We start from the raw sequence: 21744 nt of genomic DNA, 5'->3' as shown, positions 1-21744 counted from the left end.
ACTTTATAGTGCATAAAAATATATCTCTGTGAAAATAATAGAACATACTTATGGTGCCGACCTGAACTGGGTTGCTCCTTTTGCATTACAAATGGAAGGAAAAACGGATGGTAATTTTATAGTTATACCAGATAGTATCCAAACCGGAACAAGATATGTTCTGGACTGTGGCGATGGCATTATCGCCTATTATATTGATGTAGCTTATAATAAGAGTTTACATTTTATCCAGAAAAACAATACTAATGATTTTGTAGGGATTTATTATAATTTAACCGAAGGAGAAGCTTCATTAAAGAGTAATACTTTTATGCATGATGTTGGGCGTTGGAAATATAATCTGTCAGTTATTGATGGTGGACTGGAATCAAATTATTTTGTTAAGAACGGAAGTAAAACATACAGTCTTTGCATATTTGTCAAGAAAACTACGATAGCTACATTCGCAAAAAAAAACAATATTACTTTTCATAATATTGATAAAATTGCTGATCCTGAAAAAAATACAATTATTAGATTAGACAGAATGAGCAGCGAAAGTTATCACATACTAACCGATTTGCGTAAGCTAAAAGTTGGAGGACCTGTATTTGATTTAAATCTAATTGGTACTGTTCATCTATTACTTTCTAATTATTTAAGAAAAATAGCAAGTCATAGAATTATTATACAAACAGTAAATGAATCTGATTTGGCAAATATTGTAGCAACACAAATGTTCTTAATTAGCAATATAGAAGATCATTTCCCGACAATAAAATTAATGGCAAGCAAAGCAAACATGTCAGAATCAAAATTCAAGAATTTATTTAAAAAAATTACAGGAGCAACACCAAATGCATTTTTCATGAATAATAAAATGCTATTAGCTAAAGAACTACTGGAAAAAAAACAATTATCGATATCTCAGGTTTCTGACAAGCTTAATTTTACCAACAACTCCTATTTCGCTTCGAAATTTAAAGAGCAATTTGGAATAACTCCAAAATCATTTATTAAACAATTATAAAAATACCGGATTAAAAATATCCATAGCAGTGAATAGAAAATAAAAAAGACTAAACAAAAACTTATCTGCAATGAAAAAAATTACACATTTTTATTCTTTAACTCCAGAATGGCAATACAAACTTGCTGAAGAAATGGGTGGAGAACTTATTGATGATAAAATAATTGTTATTCCTGAAACATTAGGGCACGGGCAATCCTATTTTACTCAAATAACACCTGGAATTTCCGCATTATTTATGGATTTTGTTTTAACAACTCCTTTAAAAATAAACCGTCTTAAATCTGAAAACGAATTATATATATTCCATTTTGATTTAAGTGACCATACTAATTTAATTAAAATACAAGATATCGATTATGAAATCGGTTCTGCAATAAATGTAGGGCTAGCAATTATAAGTAATGATATAGAGAGCTCCTTTAAACCTGCAGTAGGACATAGAACATTAGCATTACGTCTACTTGTTGATAAAAACTTATTAAACGAATTTGTAGAAAGTCATCCTAGCGAAGAATTTACTAATAGAAGAATAAAAATAAAAAAAACAGTACCTTATTACTACGATAATATGGATAGTAATAGTATATTACTTATCCAATCCCTAAAGAGTAGATCAGTATATGACAGTTCATTTGATCCCTATCTTAAAGGAATTTCTTTAAAATTATTAGGTAATTTTTTAAATAGATATACAGATTCTGAAGCAGTAAAGAATGAAACTACCGAAATTGAAATAGAAGCTATTACCAAGACAAAAAACTACCTTCTAGATCATTTATACAACCCATTCCCTTCTGTACCTTTTTTATCTAAAATGGCTGGAATGTCACCTTCAAAGTATAAAATGTTATTCAAGAAAGAATTTCATAATACCCCAAATAATCTTTTTATAAAAGAAAAAATGCTTCTTGCAAACCGTCTTTTACAAAGTGGAGATTATAGCACTTTAACAGAAATAATTTATGAGTTAAATTACACCAAATTAAGCTATTTCTGCACAAAATATTATGACCTTTTTCATAGAAAACCTTCTGAGGATTTTATTAAAAAAAAGAAACAAAAAAACTTTGCTGTTCTTAGACCAGATACTTATCTGTAATTATACAAGTACTACTCTTTCTTAGATAAACTAAAAAGAGTAGTATTTTATATTATCTCCTTTTCAATACTTATCTTGCAGTTCAATTTAATCTTTTAATTTATTCTGCATTTTACAGACATTGCTATTTATTTCATAATCAAGCATTACCATTCTCTCCAAATATCCGAAATCCCTTTCCCGTTTGCATAAATTTCAGGATTAAGACCCGCAACTAAAGTTATTTCATCTACCAAGTCACATAAATCTTCACTTACACCAAAATCGAATAATCCTTTCTCATCATTAAATCGATTGAGTAAATTAATAGTAATTTCAAACAATTCAATTTTATTTAATTCTGATGCTTTTTCTCCTAGTAAGCATAGTTTACCTAATAAATAGTCAAAAATGGCTTTTATAACATCACAATTCTCTTGAGTATATTGCTCAATCCCTTTATCATTTTTATCCTCTGTATCTGCCGAAAAATTATCTATCCATTCATCAAATGGATAATTATCCTTGATTTCATTTAATCTTTTCTGATAAATCATTACACCTTTTTTTTACTCAATTTAAATCCTCTCGATTTATGTATCTCATATGATCAAAACAAAAAAGTGGATATCATAATGATATCCACTTTTTTTAAAACATATTTCTATTCAAATACCTTATTCGTGATGAAAAGAAATAATGAACTCTGAACGTCTGTTTAATTGATGTTGTTTCTCAGAACATTTTACACCATCAGCACATTTATTTATCAATTGAGTTTCACCATAACCTTGGCCTGTAACTCTATCTGCTTTGATTCCTTTACTTACAATATAATTAATAGTAGCTTTAGCTCTTCTATCAGAAAGTTTTAAGTTGTAAGCATTATCTCCTCGACTATCTGTATGCGACTTAATATCAACTGTTAATCTTGGATAATCTTTTAAAATTTGCACAACTTTATTCAATTCTTTTTCTGAAGATTTTCTAATATTAGCACCATCTAAGTCAAAATAAATTGGTTGTAAATCAAGAGTTTTTGTTAAATCAGAACCATCAGTAATAGTTTTTCCTCCTTCACCTTCTAACTCTTTTACACTAGGATCAGTTACCAAATATTTATCAATCTCAAAACTTTGATTTTCAAATTTCTTAGGAATCAGTAATTCATGCGTTTGTTGATAATAACCAACTTTATCATAAACTAAAGAATAATCTCCTACTGGTACCTTTAACAAATATTCGCCTGCATTATCAGTATAAAATTCATCTACCATTTTCTTATTTGCATCAAGAACAGTAATCTTAACTTTTGGTAACAATTCATTTTGTTTACTATCATATACTTTTCCGAAAACTACAAGATCATATTTAACTTTAATCGGTTCTAATTCTGTCAAACCATAAATTTGATCATCATTAGTTCTATTAGATGCAAAGAAACCTTTATGTGTTTCTGGATTAATTACAAATCCAAAATCATCTCCAGATGAATTTATTGGTTTCCCAACATTCACAATTTTATAGGTGTTATCAGTATTCTTGAATGCTTCGAAAACATCTAAACCACCAAGTCCTGGATGTCCATCAGATGCAAAATAAAGTTGCCCTGTAGTTGACATAGAAGGAAAAGTCTCTCTTCCTATTGTATTAATAGTTGGTCCCATATTTTTAACTTCACCAAAAGTCCCATCCTCATTGATTGCAACTTCATATAAATCCGTTTGTCCAATAGAACCTGGTCTGTCTGAAGCAAAAATTAAGCTTTTACCATCAGGTCTCAAAGCTGGATGAGCATTTGAAAAAGAATCACTATTAAAAGATAAATCTTCAATGTTTGTCCATTTGTCTTTTACAAGTGTAGCTCTGTAAATTCTAAGACGATTTGTTTTTGTTTCATCAACACCATATTTATTACCCAAAAAGTTACTTCTGGTAAAATACATTTGATTACCATCTGCAGTAACTACAGCTGTTGATTGGTGGAAAACTGAATTCACTTTTCCATTCATTCTTTTAGCATCAACTAAATCTCCATCATCAGTGATTATCGCTTCATAAAGTTTGAAAAAAGGTTTTTTATTCCATCTGTCTTTCATTCTCTCTACAACATTTGTATCTCTTGCAGAAGTAAAAATAACCTTATTGTCTTTATAAAAAGATACTCCATAATCAGGCATATTAGAGTTAATACTAACAGGTTTAATTGTAAAACGATTTGACTGTTTTTCAATATTCTGTAAATACTCAGTACCAGCTGCAATTGCTTGCTGTCCTGATTTACTATTAAGCTCTTTTATGATTTTTGATGCCTCTTCAAATTGTCCATTAGATTTTAGACACTGCGAATATCTAAATAACTGGTCATTTGTGAAAACGTAATTATCTTTTAATTTTGCTATCTGATTATAAGACTTTAGAGCATTCTTGTAATCACCATTAAAAAAGTACGAATCCCCTAATTTTGCATAAATTCCAGAAGAGCCAAATTCTTTTTGAACTAGTTTGTCATATAAATCACTTGAACTAACGTATGCATATGCTTGTTTATCGTAATTTTTTTCTGCTCTATTAACTAATCTGTCTTGCGAATAAGAATTATGCAGACCAAATAATACTATCCAAAGTAAAAAGTATTTTTTCATATGTATTTTTGTAATCATTATTAAAAGAATCTCGGATTAATCATTCGTTTATTTGACTTATTGAAAAGGTCAAATCTTAAGAAAAATTCATGTGAACCTGAATTATAATTTCCTAGGTTTGTAGTTTCATAATCATACGCATATCCAACTTGGATACCATCTGTTACCTGGAAACCTGCTAATCCACTTACACTGGCATCTACACGGTATGCAGCTCCAATAGTAAATTTATTATTAATTAAGAAGTTTGCAGATACATCGACAGCTATCGGAGCTCCCGATACAAATTTTGCTAAAACTGCAGGTTTAAATCTTAAGTATGGATTAATATCAAATACATATCCTGCAATACCATAAAAATGCGATTTTGTAGTATAGACAGATGATGAAACATCATCAAAAAAATCTGTTTTTAATAATTTTGGAACCGATACTCCAACATACCAATTATAGGTATGAACATAAACTCCTGCTCCAACATTTGGTGAGAACTGAGATTCTTTACCCATTAAATACGGATCCTCTGCATTTTTGATATTTAATTTAGAATAATCTACTACAAAATTGTCAAATCCTCCAGAGATACCAAAAGAAACTTTTAAGTCACCATTATTACCCATAATTGTATAGGCATAATTAAGCATAACTCCAGTATTTTTTGTTGGTCCTATCTCATCGCTTACTACATTTAAACCAATTCCATTAGCATGATATCCTAAAGGACTTTGTATCGAAAAATTCATTGTTTTTGGAGCTCCATCAAGACCAACCCATTGTGTTCTATATAACCCCATTGCACTTACTACTTCTCTTGAACCCGTATATCCTGGATTAAAAGTCATTGTATTGTACATGTACTGTGTATACTGAGACTCTTGCTGTGCCGAAGCATCAAAAATCCCTAACAATACAATTGTTACTATGTAAAAAATCTTTTTCATTAGTTGTAATTATTTTTAATTTAATGATTTTTAATTTTATTGATTATTGATGTATAGGTATCCTGATTTCTCTTTTCCTTGTACTCCATTGTTATACCTCAATATATAGAAATAAGTTCCTGTAGGAAGTTTTTCTCCTCTATTTACTGTTACACGACCGTCTGAGTATCCTCTAAACATCACATCACTCTCATTGTATGATTTTGCGTCATATACTTTTACCCCCCAACGATTATATATTTCAACTGAATTATCAGGGAAATCTTTAATTCCTTCAATAAGGAAAGTATCATTAACTCCATCACCATTTGGAGATACAGCATTATAAACAACTACTTCTTCATCATCGATTTCTCTATTAACTAATGCCATTGTGAAAATTCCATAACCACTAACTTCTGCTGTTAATAATTTTGAATATCCTGCTTTACTTGTACTTGGGAAAGGATCACTAACAGCTCCTTTTTCTTTAACCCATTTCAATAAAACATCATCCCAACGAACTATAGCGACTTCTAATTTCGAATCAACATTAAGAAATTCATCAGGAGTTGTTTGTGAATCTAACGTAAGAGTTAGTACAATTTTATCAGTTCCACCATCACGTGTTACATTCCAATATTCTTTATCATTTATCAACAAAATAGTTTCTTCTTTACTTGCATGTTTGTAAAGATTATCAGAGTTTTGATGAAAATACTGGGCTGTATAAATACTACCATCACCAATACCATCAGTAGCATGGAAAGTAGGTCTAAAATAAAGATCATTCCCTACTGGAAATTCAAACATACTATTTCCTATTTTCTCCACTTTTCCATCAACAAAACTTAAGTCACTAGCATCAGAATGAATGGCATTTTCATTAAAAATCACCCTACTATTCTTATCCGCTTCTATTATTCCATTTATAAATTCCGCCTTACCGTTAACTGTAATTATTTGATTTAAACGAAAAGGAACCAATGTATCCGATTTACTATCAAAAATCACATCATGAAAATTACTAGTTGTACGACCCTCAAGCGTCTGCACTTTTTTACCATTGAAAAAAGTTTGTCCTTCGCTATTCTTACTATACAGTACCTCACCATTATTACTCCAGTTATCAAAAATGTAAACAATTCCATCATTTGTAAAACCTCCTGAAGGTTTGTTTACATATGGCTCATAGACCGATAAAATTGTTTTATCATCTACCTTTATGATACCATCATTAATAAACTGCGCTTGCCCACTTTGAGAAGCCAACAAAACCAGTACAAAACTTAAGATACCACCAGGGTAGCTAACAATTGATTGTTTCGTCTCTTTATATAAGTCATTTTTTTTCATATATAATATTATAATTTATTACACAAATCACACTTTCTATTATGATACAAAGCTAAATCAATCACAAAATCAACTTAACCCGTAAAAGTTATTGCTATATCAAAATAAGACGAATTAATTTCAGCTATATCTAGCTTATATCTCCCTTCAATCTATCCTTAGTATTCACTATCTCATCATTTTATTTCAAGTCATTTCCTTAATACTTAAACCAAATCCAATTAAATAGTTTTTTATAAATTTCAAATAAATAAGAGCTTATAAATCCTCTGAAAAAGAACAAAAAAGAGAACCGAAGTTCTCTTTTCATACAAAAATCTAATCATCAAAAACCATAATATTCAAAATCAAAAGTTGTCCTTCTTTTCACTCAAACACCCTGTTATCAACATTACAAATTTCTTATTAACCCATCATTATTTTTACCTCTAAAAGCTTTTAAACTTATAGATTTGGGTATAAAAAAAGAGAGAGCAAAAGCTCTCTCTTTAAAAAATAAAAAACTATGTTACAAATTGATTGTAGATTAATTTTTCTATAATAAAATATTAGTGTGTTTTATTAAACACCTCAATTATGATTTCCATAAAAGAGATGTTTTTTTTACCTTCACTTACTTCTTACTATTTAAATGTATATTTTGTATTTGTATTATTTTGTGCATAATCTACAGCCCAAGCAAAAAGATTCGCATAAAAAATACTGTTATAAACAGTAACATTACTATCATATCCATAACTAGGTTTTACAACAGGAATACCACCAGATTGCATTCTTGCAGGGTAATTTCCATTTTGATTATTATTTACCACACCCGCATTATAACCCGCATCTCCAATAAAAACAAATCCATATGTATTATCTCTAAAAGAGAAAACTTTAGATGAACCTTTTTCAGTAGCTAACACAGTACTATTCGCTGGTGCTGCAGTAAGAAATATTGAGTTATCAACATCTCCACCCATGTTAAATCCAGCTGTATTACCAAAAGGACCATTTAAAATAGGATCAGCAATATTTGCCAAATCAGTTATATTTCTACCAACTCCATTATTAGCTGCAACAGTTGAAACATTAGTTCCTAAAATACCATTTATAACATTTGGTATGTTACCATCTCTTTCAGAAGCAAAAATAACCACTCCCTTTTTATCCTTAACAAACTCTGCTAAAACTGCAATTACATCTGCATTAGGCTGGAAGTTGTATGCAATATGAATAATATCAGTATTATCTCTAATAATATTACTTTTAAGTGTACTTGCACTCGGCCCACCGTAATTAATAAGCTTAAATCCTCCTAACATCTGAACTTTACCATTAGGTCCAAAATTATTTGCATTATTCAATACTGCGTATGAAGTTTCACCGCTGGCAGCACTTCCAGGGTTATAAAGACCATCTCCAATACCAGCAATAATCATTTGACGGTATGCAAATGTAATTGCTCTAGAACAAGTTACACTACTTGAAGTACTATTAGTGCTAATTGTGTAAGAATATGATCCTCCAGCAGTTGGAGTTCCAGAAGCTTTTAACGTTATAGTTTGCGCTCCTGTACTAGTGAAAGTTCCAGTAGCTGAAAAAGAAATTCCATTTAACGTATTAGTAGAAATACTATAATCTCCTTTGTAGGTAACATTTACTGGAACTGCCATTGAGTTTTCACTTGTCATAGCTACATTAGGAACATAACTTCCTGATGTGGTAATACTATTACATGTCATTGTAAATGCAATAGGTTGTGCTGCAATAGTCAAATTATAAAAACATTCTCCACCAGCTCCTGGGGTTCCTGTTACTGTTAATTCTGTTGTAGCTCCACTCGTAGGCGTCCCTGAACCTTTAAGAACAACAGTATCTGCACCAAGTTTTGTCAATACAATTGGCCCTGAAGAGAAAGATACTCCGTTAACAGTGTTGGTTGAAATTGTTGTTGAACCTGTAGCTGTAACATTTATAGGCAATGTAATTGTATTATTAGTTGAGTTAAGCGCAACATTTTGCATGTATACTCCACTTTGTGTAGCTCCGGCACAATTCATAGTATAAGCAACTGGTGCAATTACTACTGGAACTGCATTACAAGATCCACCTGCAACTGTATTGGCGTTTGATGTAAGATTGAAAAGATCTGTTCCAGAAGCTACTGGAGTTCCTGTTGCTAATAATTCAACCGTTTGAAGCCCTGTTGTAGTAAAAGTACCTTGTCCCATAAATGAATATCCGTTTACAGTATTCGTTTTCATACTCCAAAAACCTGTATTTGATACATTAACATCAAGCGTTAATTTATTATCAGCAGTTAAAGCGACACCAATGTTGTAACTTCCTATCGTAGTAAGACTACCACAAGAAATAGCAAAATCAACACTAGCTTTTTCTATATAAATATGTGGCGTACAATCACAAACTACACCATTTAAAATCACAGTTACCACGTCACCTGGATCTCCTGTAGCATAACCTGTATTAGGTCTTCCTGTTCCTTTTAATGTTATATCATAAACCCCTGCAGTAGGAAAATTTCCACTTGCCTCAAAATAATACCCATTGGCAGTTGTAGCTGTCATTGTATATGTACCAGCTTGTGTAACTGTAACAGGAACTGTAAGTGTATTATCTCCTGATAAAGTAACTCCTTGCTTGTACGTACCATTAGCTATAACCAATGAACATTGTGCTGCAGAAACATCAAATACAGCTGGTGGAGGCGTACCACACATACTTAACCATTGTACCCTTAAAGAATCCCAATAATCAAAACAATTTGAATTGGTATTAAATATTAATAATCCATTTGATAAATTAGCCGTAGGGATAGCATTACGTTGTGCTGTAGTCAAACGTGAAATTAACATTCCTTTATTATTACTCTCTAATTCGAAAATAGCACCATCTTTAGCTTTGGTTGCACCACCGCTAATAGTTCCGTCTTTGATCTTTGCTGTTTCTACCTGAGCAAAAACAGAACCAAAACTTAATAAACATAGGATAACCGCTAAGGTCATCTTCTGTATTTGATTTATATAATTTTTCATATTCTTAAATTTTAATCAGTGTCAAAGCACTTTATAAGTGCTTTGACCAGATTAATTATTAATTGATTTACTATTTATTTGACATTAATTTTTCCAATTTTTCTAAACGTGCATTCATTTCATCAGTTGCTGCTTTTAATGATTTAGATTCAACTTTTAGTTTTTCAATTTCATTATTTTTAGCTTCCAATTCTTTGTCCTGCTCAATAATATGTAAATACAACTCTTCCGTTTTTTCAAGTAATTGTATTGATAACTCAGAAACATTAAATGAATATCCTTCTTTTGTTTTCATCAATTCGTTAATTGGTGTAATACCTGGAAGGTGCTTATTCTTTTTAATAAAAGCATCTACTTCATCAAGTTTTTTGAATTTATAATCTGCTTTAATATCAGAGAATCCTTTAAAGTAATCCTCAAACACATAATCCGCATAATAGGAGTTTACAGTTGTTATAGCACCATTTACTCTCAATTTTTCATTTGCAGCTGTAGATGGAGTATCAAAACCAATTCCTACCCAACCTTGTGTGTATATATTGTCAGTATTTAAAGTTGCTCCTTTTTTAGAATCAACACCATACCAAGGTTCTTTTACAAGATCTGCTAGATTTAAAGGATGCAAAGCTTTGTTCTCATCAGTATAATCTAATGTACCTTCATCAGAATTTATCACTAACTTGGTTAATGTTTGATTTGCACCAACCATATCAACCATGTTAAAACTTGTAGTAACACCTGCCTCATCTTTATAATTTAATTCACCTAGAGAACCATCATATTGAAGAGAAGTTAAGGTTTCCACTCCTTTTACTAATGTTGACATATCGATAGGAGAATCAACTCCTGCTTCATCTGTATATGTCAAAGTATGTTTATCAAATACTTGTCCACGCTCATCTGTAGTCTGTGTAACAACATCTTTTAAAGAAGTAACAGTTTCTTTAATAGCTGCAGGATTTCCAGCTGCATCTGTAAAAGTTGCAATGTCATGTCCAGTAGTTACAGTTGGTACAAATGAAGTAACTCCATCAGCTCCTTTTAATCCAGCAAGTTCCTCTGCAGTAAAATCAGCGTATGTAAATGATTTACCATCTTTTCCGTTGGCACCGCTAACTTTAACCCATTCTTTAGTAATTGGATCTAGAACATAAACATTACCAGTAGTAGTATCTATCCAAGTAGTTGTACTTGCTGGTATAGTAACTCCAGGATCTCCAGGAACTCCAGGACCTCCAGCAAAACCAGCAGCACCGTCAACTCCATCTTTTCCATTTACTTTAACCCACTTACCGTCGGCATCTTTAACATAAACAATACCTGTTTCTGTATCAATCCAAGTAGTGGCATCTGCAGGGATTGTGACTCCAGGAGCTCCAGGAGCCCCAGGACCTCCTGCTAAACCAGAAACTCCATCATTACCGTTTATTTTAACCCAGTTTGGAGATTTTGATGCCCATTCTGCATCTCTTCCTGCAACTGTTTTATCTGTACCTGTGTAAACATAAATATCGCCATTTGGTGATTTTATAATCGCATCAAGTGTAGTGATTGAACCCGCAGTACCTGGTTCTCCAGTTGCTCCAGTAATTCCATCTTCTCCATTTAATCCGTTGATTTTAACCCAGTTTGGAGATTTCGATGCCCATTCTGCATCTCTTCCTGCAACTGTATCACTTTCACCAACATAAGCATAGATATTACCATTAGCATCTTTTACAATCGCATCTAGCGTAGTAATTGTACCTGCTGTACCTGGCGCTCCATCTATACCTTTAATTCCATCTATACCATTTTTACCTGATAAAGGAATCCATTTGTCATTATTATTTGGATCACGTACGTAAACAGTTCCTGTTTCATTATCTATATAAATAGCCACATTATCTCCAGGATATCCAGTTTCTCCTTTAGCTCCAGGAATTCCTTTGCCTCCAATTACACCATCTTTTCCATCTTTTCCATCAAGTCCATTAATCTTAACCCAATTTGGAGATTTTGATGCCCATTCTGCATCTCTTCCTGCAACTGTTTTATCTGTACCTGTGTAAACATAAATATCGCCATTTGGTGATTTTATAATCGCATCAAGTGTAGTGATTGAACCCGCAGTACCTGGTTCTCCAGTTGCTCCAGTAATTCCATCTTCTCCATTTAATCCGTTGATTTTAACCCAGTTTGGAGATTTCGATGCCCATTCTGCATCTCTTCCTGCAACTGTATCACTTTCACCAACATAAGCATAAATATTACCATTAGCATCTTTTACAATCGCATCTAGCGTAGTAATTGTACCTGCTGTACCTGGCGCTCCATCTATACCTTTAATTCCATCTATACCATTTTTACCTGATAAAGGAATCCATTTGTCATTATTATTTGGATCACGTACGTAAACAGTTCCTGTTTCATTATCTATATAAATAGCCACATTATCTCCAGGATATCCAGTTTCTCCTTTAGCTCCAGGAATTCCTTTGCCTCCAATTACACCATCTTTTCCATCTTTTCCATCAAGTCCATTAATCTTAACCCAATTTGGAGATTTTGATGCCCATTCTGCATCTCTTCCTGCAACTGTTTTATCTGTACCTGTGTAAACATAAATATCGCCATTTGGTGATTTTATAATCGCATCAAGTGTAGTGATTGAACCCGCAGTACCTGGTTCTCCAGTTGCTCCAGTAATTCCATCTTCTCCATTTAATCCGTTGATTTTAACCCAGTTTGGAGATTTCGATGCCCATTCTGCATCTCTTCCTGCAACTGTATCACTTTCACCAACATAAGCATAAATATTACCATTAGCATCTTTTACAATCGCATCTAGCGTAGTAATTGTACCTGCTGTACCTGGCGCTCCATCTATACCTTTAATTCCATCTATACCATTTTTACCTGATAAAGGAATCCATTTGTCATTATTATTTGGATCACGTACGTAAACAGTTCCTGTTTCATTATCTATATAAATAGCCACATTATCTCCAGGATATCCAGTTTCTCCTTTAGCTCCAGGAATTCCTTTGCCTCCAATTACACCATCTTTTCCATCTTTTCCATCAAGTCCATTAATCTTAACCCAATTTGGAGATTTTGATGCCCATTCTGCATCTCTTCCTGCAACTGTTTTATCTGTACCTGTGTAAACATAAATATCGCCATTTGGTGATTTTATAATCGCATCAAGTGTAGTGATTGAACCCGCAGTACCTGGTTCTCCAGTTGCTCCAGTAATTCCATCTTCTCCATTTAATCCGTTGATTTTAACCCAGTTTGGAGATTTCGATGCCCATTCTGCATCTCTTCCTGCAACTGTATCACTTTCACCAACATAAGCATAGATATTACCATTAGCATCTTTTACAATCGCATCTAGCGTAGTAATTGTACCTGCTGTACCTGGCGCTCCATCTATACCTTTAATTCCATCTATACCATTTTTACCTGATAAAGGAATCCATTTGTCATTATTATTTGGATCACGTACGTAAACAGTTCCTGTTTCATTATCTATATAAATAGCCACATTATCTCCAGGATATCCAGTTTCTCCTTTAGCTCCAGGAATTCCTTTGCCTCCAATTACACCATCTTTTCCATCTTTTCCATCAAGTCCATTAATCTTAACCCAATTTGGAGATTTTGATGCCCATTCTGCATCTCTTCCTGCAACTGTATCACTTTCACCAACATAAGCATAGATATTACCATTAGCATCTTTTACAATCGCATCTAGCGTAGTAATTGTACCTGCTGTACCTGGCGCTCCATCTATACCTTTAATTCCATCTATACCATTTTTACCTGATAAAGGAATCCATTTGTCTTTATTCTCTGGATCACGCACATAAATAGTTCCTGTTTCACTATCTATATATATAACTACATTATCTCCTGGGTAATTAGTTTCACCTTTGGCTCCAGGAATTCCTTTGCCTCCAATTACACCATCTTTCCCATCTTTTCCATCAAGACCATTAATCTTAACCCAGTTTCCACTAGCATCTTTAACATAAATATGACCTGTCGTGGTATCAATCCAAGTTGTTGCATCACCAGGAACTGTAACTCCAGTCATTCCAGGTGCTCCAGAGCCTCCAGCTAAACCAGCAATCCCGCCAGAAACTTCACTTGAAATAGCAAGTCTTTGCCAACTATTATCAGATACAGACCAATAGTAGTAACCTGCTTTAACATCTGAAGCAGCTTCTAAATTATAAACCAGTAAACTTTCTTTATTACCATTTGTAATTGTAGTTTGATCCGTTGAGCTCGTTAATTTAACTCTTGGGATTAACATACCTTTGTCTGTAGCATATACTTCCAGCTGAGCTGAAGTATCTGGGTTCAGTTTTCCTATACCTACCTGTGAGTAAGCAGAATAACTACCTAAGACAAAAAGTAAAGGGAGTAATCTATTCTTCATATTATTTAATCTTTAATGGGTTATTAAAATTATTTTTATTCTAGAAATTGATTCTACTGCTAAAAAAACCTCATCATAACTTGATATTAAGTCAATTTGTAAAGGATTGAAAGCATACAATCTACTTGCTCGAAAAGACAAATCACATTCTGGCTTCATAGATTTTCTACTATTTTAATTGCTTTATAGAGTTAATTTCCACACATTATCAACATCAATGTTCTTCGTAATTAAACACTTAGTTTCAAAGCACAAAGTTCCCTGTAAACAAAACTTATTTATACCCTTAAAAGTTTTTATACTTACAATTTAAGGCATACTTACAAAACCTTTAAAACATAGAAATAAGACACTTACAACATTTTAAATATCAATATCTACCTATTACTCTAACCCATTATTCATAACATAAATCAGCTTTTTAATTATTTAAACAAGAAAAAAGAACTATGAAATAATATCTTCAAGAAAAAGACAACAAATTTTTCTTTTATAAATACTTTTTTAATAATATATCGACACCGTTCATTTAAAATTCCATAAAACATCCTAAGGTTTATTCATAAACAGGAAAGGGCAGTTCATTTCTGAACTGCCCTTACATCTATAATAAAACCCAATTTAAAGTTATGGTTTATAATTTATTCCATTTGTAGTAGCTCTGCTTACTGCCCATGCCATAATGTTACCCCATAATGCAGAGTTTGCTCCTCCGTTTCCACTAAGTTTTGGTGTAGTTCCATCAAGTAAATTTCGGTTTAACCAACCTCCATCACCTACAAAGAACAAACTAGTTCCTGTAGCTCTAAACACTCTTGAACCTCCCGCATTGGTATTATAATCAACAATTGCTCCAGCTGGGAAACCTTTCATAGCATTACCACCACCACCATCATCTTCCCAGCCTAAGCCAGTTAAATCTCCAAAAGGCCCTTTGATGATTTGATCATTAACAGCGTTAAACTGTTCTACCCTCGCTTGTGTAACATTTGAATTGGTAAGAATATTACTTGGATACCCCATCATTGTTGCAACATTCAAAGCAACTTGAGTATTACCAGATTCAGTAAAATAAAGTACTACTCCTCCCGCATCAAGATATCCCTTAAGCAAAGTTGCTTCAGCTGTATTCATATTATACGGATAATGCACTACGATAATATCTGGTTTACTCGCAACGGTACTTGCCATATTACCACTATTAGAAACAGTAAATCCTTGTGCTTTTACTATACTAGTAGTAGAAGTACCAAAATTTGCAGCGGCTTTTATAAGAGCCAGTGCCTCTCCTGAATTAGCACCATAACCACCTCCATTAAAATCGACTAATCTTAAATTAGGAGAAGCTACAGTATAATTCATGGTAACAGAATTTGGGGTTAAGGTACCATTTGAAGTTATAGTAACTGGAAATGTTCCTCCAGCAAGCGGCGTGCCTCTACCTGTTAATGTAATTGTCATTGGGTTTTGAGTAAAGGTCCCTGAAGACGGTCCAAATGTCATTCCATTAACTGTAACAGCTGGAATACTATAAGTAGAACCAAATGCACTTGTATTTCCACTAAGTGAAATAGTAATTGAGTTTGTTGAAGAATTCAATGGTGAATTCACAATCCCAATACCATTAGCACTTACACCATTAAGTGCAAACATAGGAGGAATAGCCGAAGGTGCCACCAATACATCTTTTGTACAAGTAGACTCTACATCATTCATGGTAATATAAATTTTATCAGGATTTGATGCAGTTCTTTCCGCTTTAGGAGATCCCATTCCTCCAATAATAAGCTCTACTGGTCCAGTACTCGAGAACGTACCCGAAGCATTGTAATAATACCCATTATCAGGTTTTGCTGCTACTGAAATAATATAAGATCCTTTTTTTTCTACATTTAATTTCAAAGTAAGTGTTGTATTAGAAACACTCTGTCCTTCTTTAAAATCTCCTGCAATAACAACATCGCTATCACAGTTAAGAATCTTAATCATTGCTTTTGGCGTACCACAATTACCTACCCAATCCTCACCAGTATAGCTCTCAATACAATTAGTTTCTAGATTAAAAATTGTCAATCCAACTGCTGGATTTGATATCCCATCTCTTTGCTCTGTAGTTAAACGAGGTAGCAAAAATCCTTGATTGGAAGACTTTAATTCCAAAACCGCAGATGCATCCGCTTTTTGGGTTCCTATTCCTATGGGATCTGCATTTTGCGCAAAAACCTGCGCAAAAGACAAGATTGTTATTAATAATACTAAAATAATTTTTTTCATTGTTCTTAATTTTTAACGTTATTTTTCTAGCCATAGCCAATAAGCCTTGGTCAATTGAATGACCAGGCTTAAGAACTATAAGTAAATAATAATTTAAATTACATAGTGTACGTAATTACGTACCAGTTTACTCCATTTGATTGTAACGTAACTTTCATACTTCCTGCAGTTGCTCCTCCAAATAAACTTCCTGCCATATATGTATATCTAGCTTTACTTGAATAGCGTATTTCGTGATTAAAATTAACCACAATAGGTGTGTCATCTGCTTTTACCATATCAAACTGGTTTATTACTAATATTCTACCTTTGCTTAAAGCTGGATCTGGAAGTGTGATTGTAATATCTTTAGTTAAGTTTTCTGCAATAACTGTATAATCATCAACTGTTACTACATAATCATCATTAATTACCTGTATTCCCAAAATGTTATTAGGCGCTACTTTTCCACTTACAGCAATCCATTCTCCCGCAGCATCTTTTACATAGATAACTCCATCTGTTGTATTAATCCAAGTTGTAGTACCTTCTGGAATTATAACACCTGTATCGCCAGGTGCCCCAGGACCTCCAGCTAAACCAGGAGCTCCATCAACTCCATCTTTACCACTAATTCTAACCCAGTTTGGAGATTTATCCACCCATTCTTTATCACGACCTGCAACTGTTTTATCAGTCCCGACATAAGCATAAATATCGCCATTTGGTGATTTTACAATCGCATCAAGCGTAGTGATTGACCCTGGAGTACCTGGTTCGCCATCTGCACCTGGAATTCCGCTCTCACCATTTAGTCCATTAATTTTTGCCCAGTTTGGAGATTTTGCTGCCCATTCGGCATCTCTTTCTGCAACAGTTTGACTTGTTCCTATATAGGCATAAATATCACCATTTGGAGATTTTACAATTGCATCAAGTGTTGTGATTGAACCTGCTTTACCTGGCTCCCCTGTTGCTCCTGCAATTCCTTCTTTACCATTTAAACCATTGATCTTAATCCAGTTTGGAGATTTTTCTGCCCATTCTGCATCTCTTTCTGCAACAGTTTGACTTGTTCCTACATAAGCATAAATATCACCATTTGGAGATTTTACAATTGCATCAAGCGTAGTAATTGAACCCGCTTTACCTGGCTCCCCTGTTGCACCTGCAATTCCTTCTTTACCATTTAAGCCATTTATTTTAACCCAATTTGAAGATTTCTCACTCCATTCTTTATCACGACCAGCAACAGTTTTATCTGTTCCTACGTAAGCATAAATATCACCACTTGGTGTTTTAACAATTGCATCAAGTGTGGTGATTGAACCTGGCGTACCTGGCTCTCCGTCAATACCTGGAATCCCATCTTCTCCATTCAATCCATTTATTTTAACCCAGTTTTGAGATTTATCAACCCATTCTTTATCACGACCTGCAACTGTTTTATCAGCCCCAACATACGCATAAATATCACCACTTGGTGTTTTTACAATTGCATCAAGTGTAGTGATTGAACCTGGCGTACCTGGCTCTCCATCAGTACCTGGAATTCCAGCTTCTCCATTTAATCCATTTATTTTAACCCAGTTTGGAGATTTATCAACCCATTCTTTATCACGACCCGTAACTGTTTTATCAGCCCCAACATATGCATAAATATCACCACTTGGTGTTTTTACAATTGCATCAAGTGTAGTGATTGAACCCGGCGTACCTGGCTCTCCGTCAGTACCTGGAATTCCAGCTTCACCATTTAAGCCATTTATTTTAACCCAATTTGGAGATTTTGCTGCCCATTCAGCATCCCGACCCGCAATTGTTCCATCAGATCCTACGTAAGCATAAATATTTCCACTAGAATCTTTTACAATAGCATCAAGTGTAGTAATTGTACCCGCTTTACCCGGTTCACCATCTATACCTTTAATTCCATCTATACCTCTTTCACCAGTTAATGGAATCCATTTGGCAGCATCCTTAGGGTCTCTTACATATACAATACCTGTAGATTGATCAATATACATTTGGATTGTTCCATCTATTCCAGCTGTACCTTCTGCTCCTGGTACTCCATTACCTCCAGATAAACCATTTTTACCGTCAAGTCCATTCTTACCATTAATTGAAGTCCAACTTGCAGGGTCAGTTGGATCTGCTCCAGGTGTCAATACATAAATAGTACCTGTAGTATTATCAATCACAATTGTTGATCCAGATGGTATTGATACACCGTCAGTTCCTGGTTTACCATTAACTCCATCAATTCCATTCTTAACACTTAACGGAATCCAATTATCTTTATTTTTTGGATCTCTTATATATATAATACCAGTAGACTGGTCAATATACATTTGAATTGTTCCATCTAAACCTGCTTCTCCCGGTAAGCCAATGCCTCCAGCAATTCCATTTTTACCGTCAAGTCCATTTTTACCATTAAGAGTTGTCCAAGTTCCATCTACATTTTGCACATAAACAATACCTGACACTTGATCTGTATAAATACTTACATCTGCACCAGGATACCCAGCTTCTCCTCTATTACCTGGAACACCATTACCTCCAACAACACCACCACTACCTCCAGTGGCTTCACTTGAAATAGTAATTCTATTCCACTTACCTTCATACCAGTAGTAGTAACCTGGCTTAATATCAGAAACAGTTGCAGTATTAAAAACTAATAAACTTTCTACGTTACCGTATTTAATTGTAGTTGCATCCGTTGAGCTTGTTAATGTAACTCTTGGAATTAGGATACCTCTATCGCTAGCAAAAACTTCTAGTTGCGATGAAGTACTTGGCGTTAGTGTCCCTATACCTACTTGTGAGTAAGCGGAATAACAACCTAAAACAAAAAGCAAAGGGAGTAATCTATTCTTCATATGATTTATTATTTAATTGAATTATTATGTGTTTTTAATTTATTGTAGAAATAAAAAAATCTTAAATCACATCACAGTAAGATTTAATTAAATCTATCTCTCTTCATTTATTTCTTCAAACACAGTTAGTTTGAAGCTACAAAGGTCTCCCATAAGCTTATCTGTTTTTACCAATAAAAGTTTTTAAACTTATAGAATAGGACAATACTCGTTTATAAGAAAAGTTTTAAATAATAATCTATAGAGCGATTATAAAAACACCTATTAATATGTTTTTTTTAGCAGAAGTTTAAATAAGTAAAAGAGTAACCGAAAGAAATAAAAAACAAAAGGCATTAAAATGGTAAAAAAGATTAAATCAATCTTTTCAGATAAAGAAAAATAGAATACAATATCCTCCTAAAAATAGAAATGAGGAAACCAAAGTTTCCTCATTTTCTAACTAATAACAAAGCCCAAAATAAAATTGAATTCAAAAAAATTGTTTACCCTACAATTTAAAATACAAATCTACTCACAAACAATAGTTACAATAACCCCTAAAAGTTTTTTAATCCATAGATTCGGACATTATTTAAAAAACATCAAAAAAGTAAAGAATCTAAAGTATTAAAGTTCGAAGCATTAAAAGGGAAAAATAAATAATAATTTATAATGAAGTTTTTGAATAAAAATATTAATTCTCAAAACAATATAAAAAAAGCCACAGTTTATTTAAATCAAAGAAAGATATAACCAGATTGGTATCAAGTAAATCTCTCTAATCAGCAAAAGTCTGTGGCAAAAAAAATTCTTTCGAAAAGAAGTGCTTTTAAAATCTCATTTCTTTATAATTCATTCTGATGTTTCTAACTGAAGTACGACATTTTGGTATTTCTCTCCCAAAGAAAAAACCTGTTCCGCTAAAAACATTATAATAACAGGGATAATAAAAAATTCAACTTCGTTTACGATATATAAAAAATAAGTTGTACAAATAAAAATGCGAAAATATTCTAGATAATAAATCCATTTGCGTTGTTCTAATAAAGCACCACAATTAATAAGCGTAATAATAATAAAAGATAAAACAAATATTTTATCGGATGCATCCAAAGAATCAAAATAATAGGTAAAAATTGTTAACAAAAAGGTACTTACTCCCAATTGTAAATAAAGATAATTCTTGAACTTAAGCCGATGACTAGGATTGTCTTTGTCTTGCAAAAATCGTTTCTCTAAAATTGGACGAATATCTTGATCCATATCAGCAGGACTTCCAAATATAGCATTCCAACGGTCTTTAAATCCTTTAGACCGTTTCCATAATTCATAAATCTCAAAATAATAATGAAAATGCTGCCAAAGAAAACTATAGCTTTTTAAAGGATGAGTCAGACCATATTTTGGTTTTTCTTCCTCTTCTTGGAAAGTCCCAAAAATGCGATCCCAAAACGTAAACATATCTCCATAGTTTTTATCTAAGTATTTCTCATCTGAAGCATGGTGTATTCCATGAACTGATGGAGTAACGAAAACATATTCCAACCATTTTATCCTTCCTATAATCTGAGTATGCGTAAAAAAAGAATAAGCTCCATGCACAATAAGCATCGTAATAACCATCTTGGGATGAAAACCCAAAAACGGTAAAACACACCAAAACCCAGTGCGAATAATTGCCTGAAAAGTAGTTATTCTTGCTGCTGCTGTAAAATTGAATTCACTGCTATGATGGTGTACAATATGAGCTGCCCAGAAAAAATTTACTTCATGCCCTAATCTATGATACCAATACCAAACAAAATCTGTAGCGAGAATCAATCCTATCCAAACTAAAAAATTACTCGGTATCTCAAAAAGCCTATAATTATTATAAATCCAATAATACAATTGATAAAAACTAGCAGCAATAAAAAGGTTAATTAGCCGCTCGGCAATACCAATACTTATATTCGAAACAGAGCTTTCATAGTTAAATAATTCGGACCTATTACTTCGCTGTGCAAGTCGAAACTCGATATACACAAAAAGAAAAAAAGCAGGCATAGCAAACGCCAAAAAATTAATGTGTTCCATTTTTTAAATAGTATGTTCGTATTTAGGGAAAGAGGTCTTGTAAATAATTGAAAGTTTAAGAAAA

11 protein-coding genes are annotated in these 21744 nt (G+C 33.1%); 2 read left to right on the top strand and 9 right to left on the bottom strand.

Annotated elements, in window-relative coordinates:
• Positions 1-28 precede the first annotated feature (28 nt).
• Both ACJ6WR_RS19660 and ACJ6WR_RS19655 read left to right on the top strand, forming a co-directional pair.
• The gene (locus ACJ6WR_RS19660; protein WP_409416211.1) at positions 29-1009 is read left to right on the top strand and encodes a helix-turn-helix domain-containing protein; all 981 of its coding nucleotides are present in this window, start codon (positions 29-31) and stop codon (positions 1007-1009) included.
• A 70-nt stretch (positions 1010-1079) separates the two neighbouring features.
• Positions 1080-2111 (top strand): helix-turn-helix domain-containing protein, encoded by a 1032-nt coding sequence (locus ACJ6WR_RS19655; RefSeq protein ID WP_039116273.1) that lies wholly within the window; start codon positions 1080-1082, stop codon positions 2109-2111.
• A 146-nt stretch (positions 2112-2257) separates the two neighbouring features.
• On the opposite strand, the gene ACJ6WR_RS19650 is transcribed toward ACJ6WR_RS19655, so the two are convergent.
• The 9 genes from ACJ6WR_RS19650 to ACJ6WR_RS19610 all read right to left on the bottom strand — a co-directional run bounded on the left by ACJ6WR_RS19650 (position 2258) and on the right by ACJ6WR_RS19610 (position 21680).
• Positions 2258-2647, bottom strand: coding sequence for a hypothetical protein (locus tag ACJ6WR_RS19650; protein WP_409416210.1), 390 nt, complete (start codon positions 2645-2647; stop codon positions 2258-2260).
• A gap of 120 nt (positions 2648-2767) precedes the next feature.
• A complete protein-coding gene (locus tag ACJ6WR_RS19645) occupies positions 2768-4735 on the bottom strand; it encodes an OmpA family protein (RefSeq protein ID WP_409416209.1) in 1968 nt (655 codons plus the stop codon).
• Between the two features lie 20 nt (positions 4736-4755).
• Entirely contained in the window at positions 4756-5676 is a 921-nt protein-coding gene (locus ACJ6WR_RS19640; protein WP_086896373.1) for a type IX secretion system membrane protein PorP/SprF, read from the bottom strand.
• Positions 5677-5712: 36 nt separating this feature from the next.
• A complete protein-coding gene (locus tag ACJ6WR_RS19635) occupies positions 5713-7011 on the bottom strand; it encodes a gliding motility-associated C-terminal domain-containing protein (protein ID WP_409416208.1) in 1299 nt (432 codons plus the stop codon).
• A gap of 623 nt (positions 7012-7634) precedes the next feature.
• Complete coding sequence (locus ACJ6WR_RS19630) at positions 7635-10052, bottom strand: hypothetical protein (protein WP_409416207.1); 2418 nt, start codon at positions 10050-10052, stop codon at positions 7635-7637.
• Positions 10053-10122: 70 nt separating this feature from the next.
• Positions 10123-14481: a hypothetical protein gene (locus ACJ6WR_RS19625; protein ID WP_409416206.1), complete on the bottom strand. Its 4359-nt coding sequence runs from the start codon at positions 14479-14481 to the stop codon at positions 10123-10125.
• A gap of 627 nt (positions 14482-15108) precedes the next feature.
• Complete coding sequence (locus ACJ6WR_RS19620) at positions 15109-16755, bottom strand: hypothetical protein (protein ID WP_409416205.1); 1647 nt, start codon at positions 16753-16755, stop codon at positions 15109-15111.
• Positions 16756-16853: 98 nt separating this feature from the next.
• On the bottom strand, positions 16854-19622 hold the full coding sequence (locus ACJ6WR_RS19615) for a hypothetical protein (protein WP_409416204.1): 2769 nt from the start codon (positions 19620-19622) through the stop codon (positions 16854-16856).
• A gap of 834 nt (positions 19623-20456) precedes the next feature.
• Entirely contained in the window at positions 20457-21680 is a 1224-nt protein-coding gene (locus ACJ6WR_RS19610) for a sterol desaturase family protein (protein WP_409416203.1), read from the bottom strand.
• Between the last annotated feature and the right edge of the window lie 64 nt (positions 21681-21744).

This window comes from Flavobacterium sp. PS2 (assembly GCF_046250155.1).
Taxonomy (GTDB): Bacteria; Bacteroidota; Bacteroidia; order Flavobacteriales; family Flavobacteriaceae; genus Flavobacterium.
The sequence above is the reverse complement of the archived record's forward strand: the minus strand, read 5'-3'. Positions and strand labels throughout refer to the sequence as shown.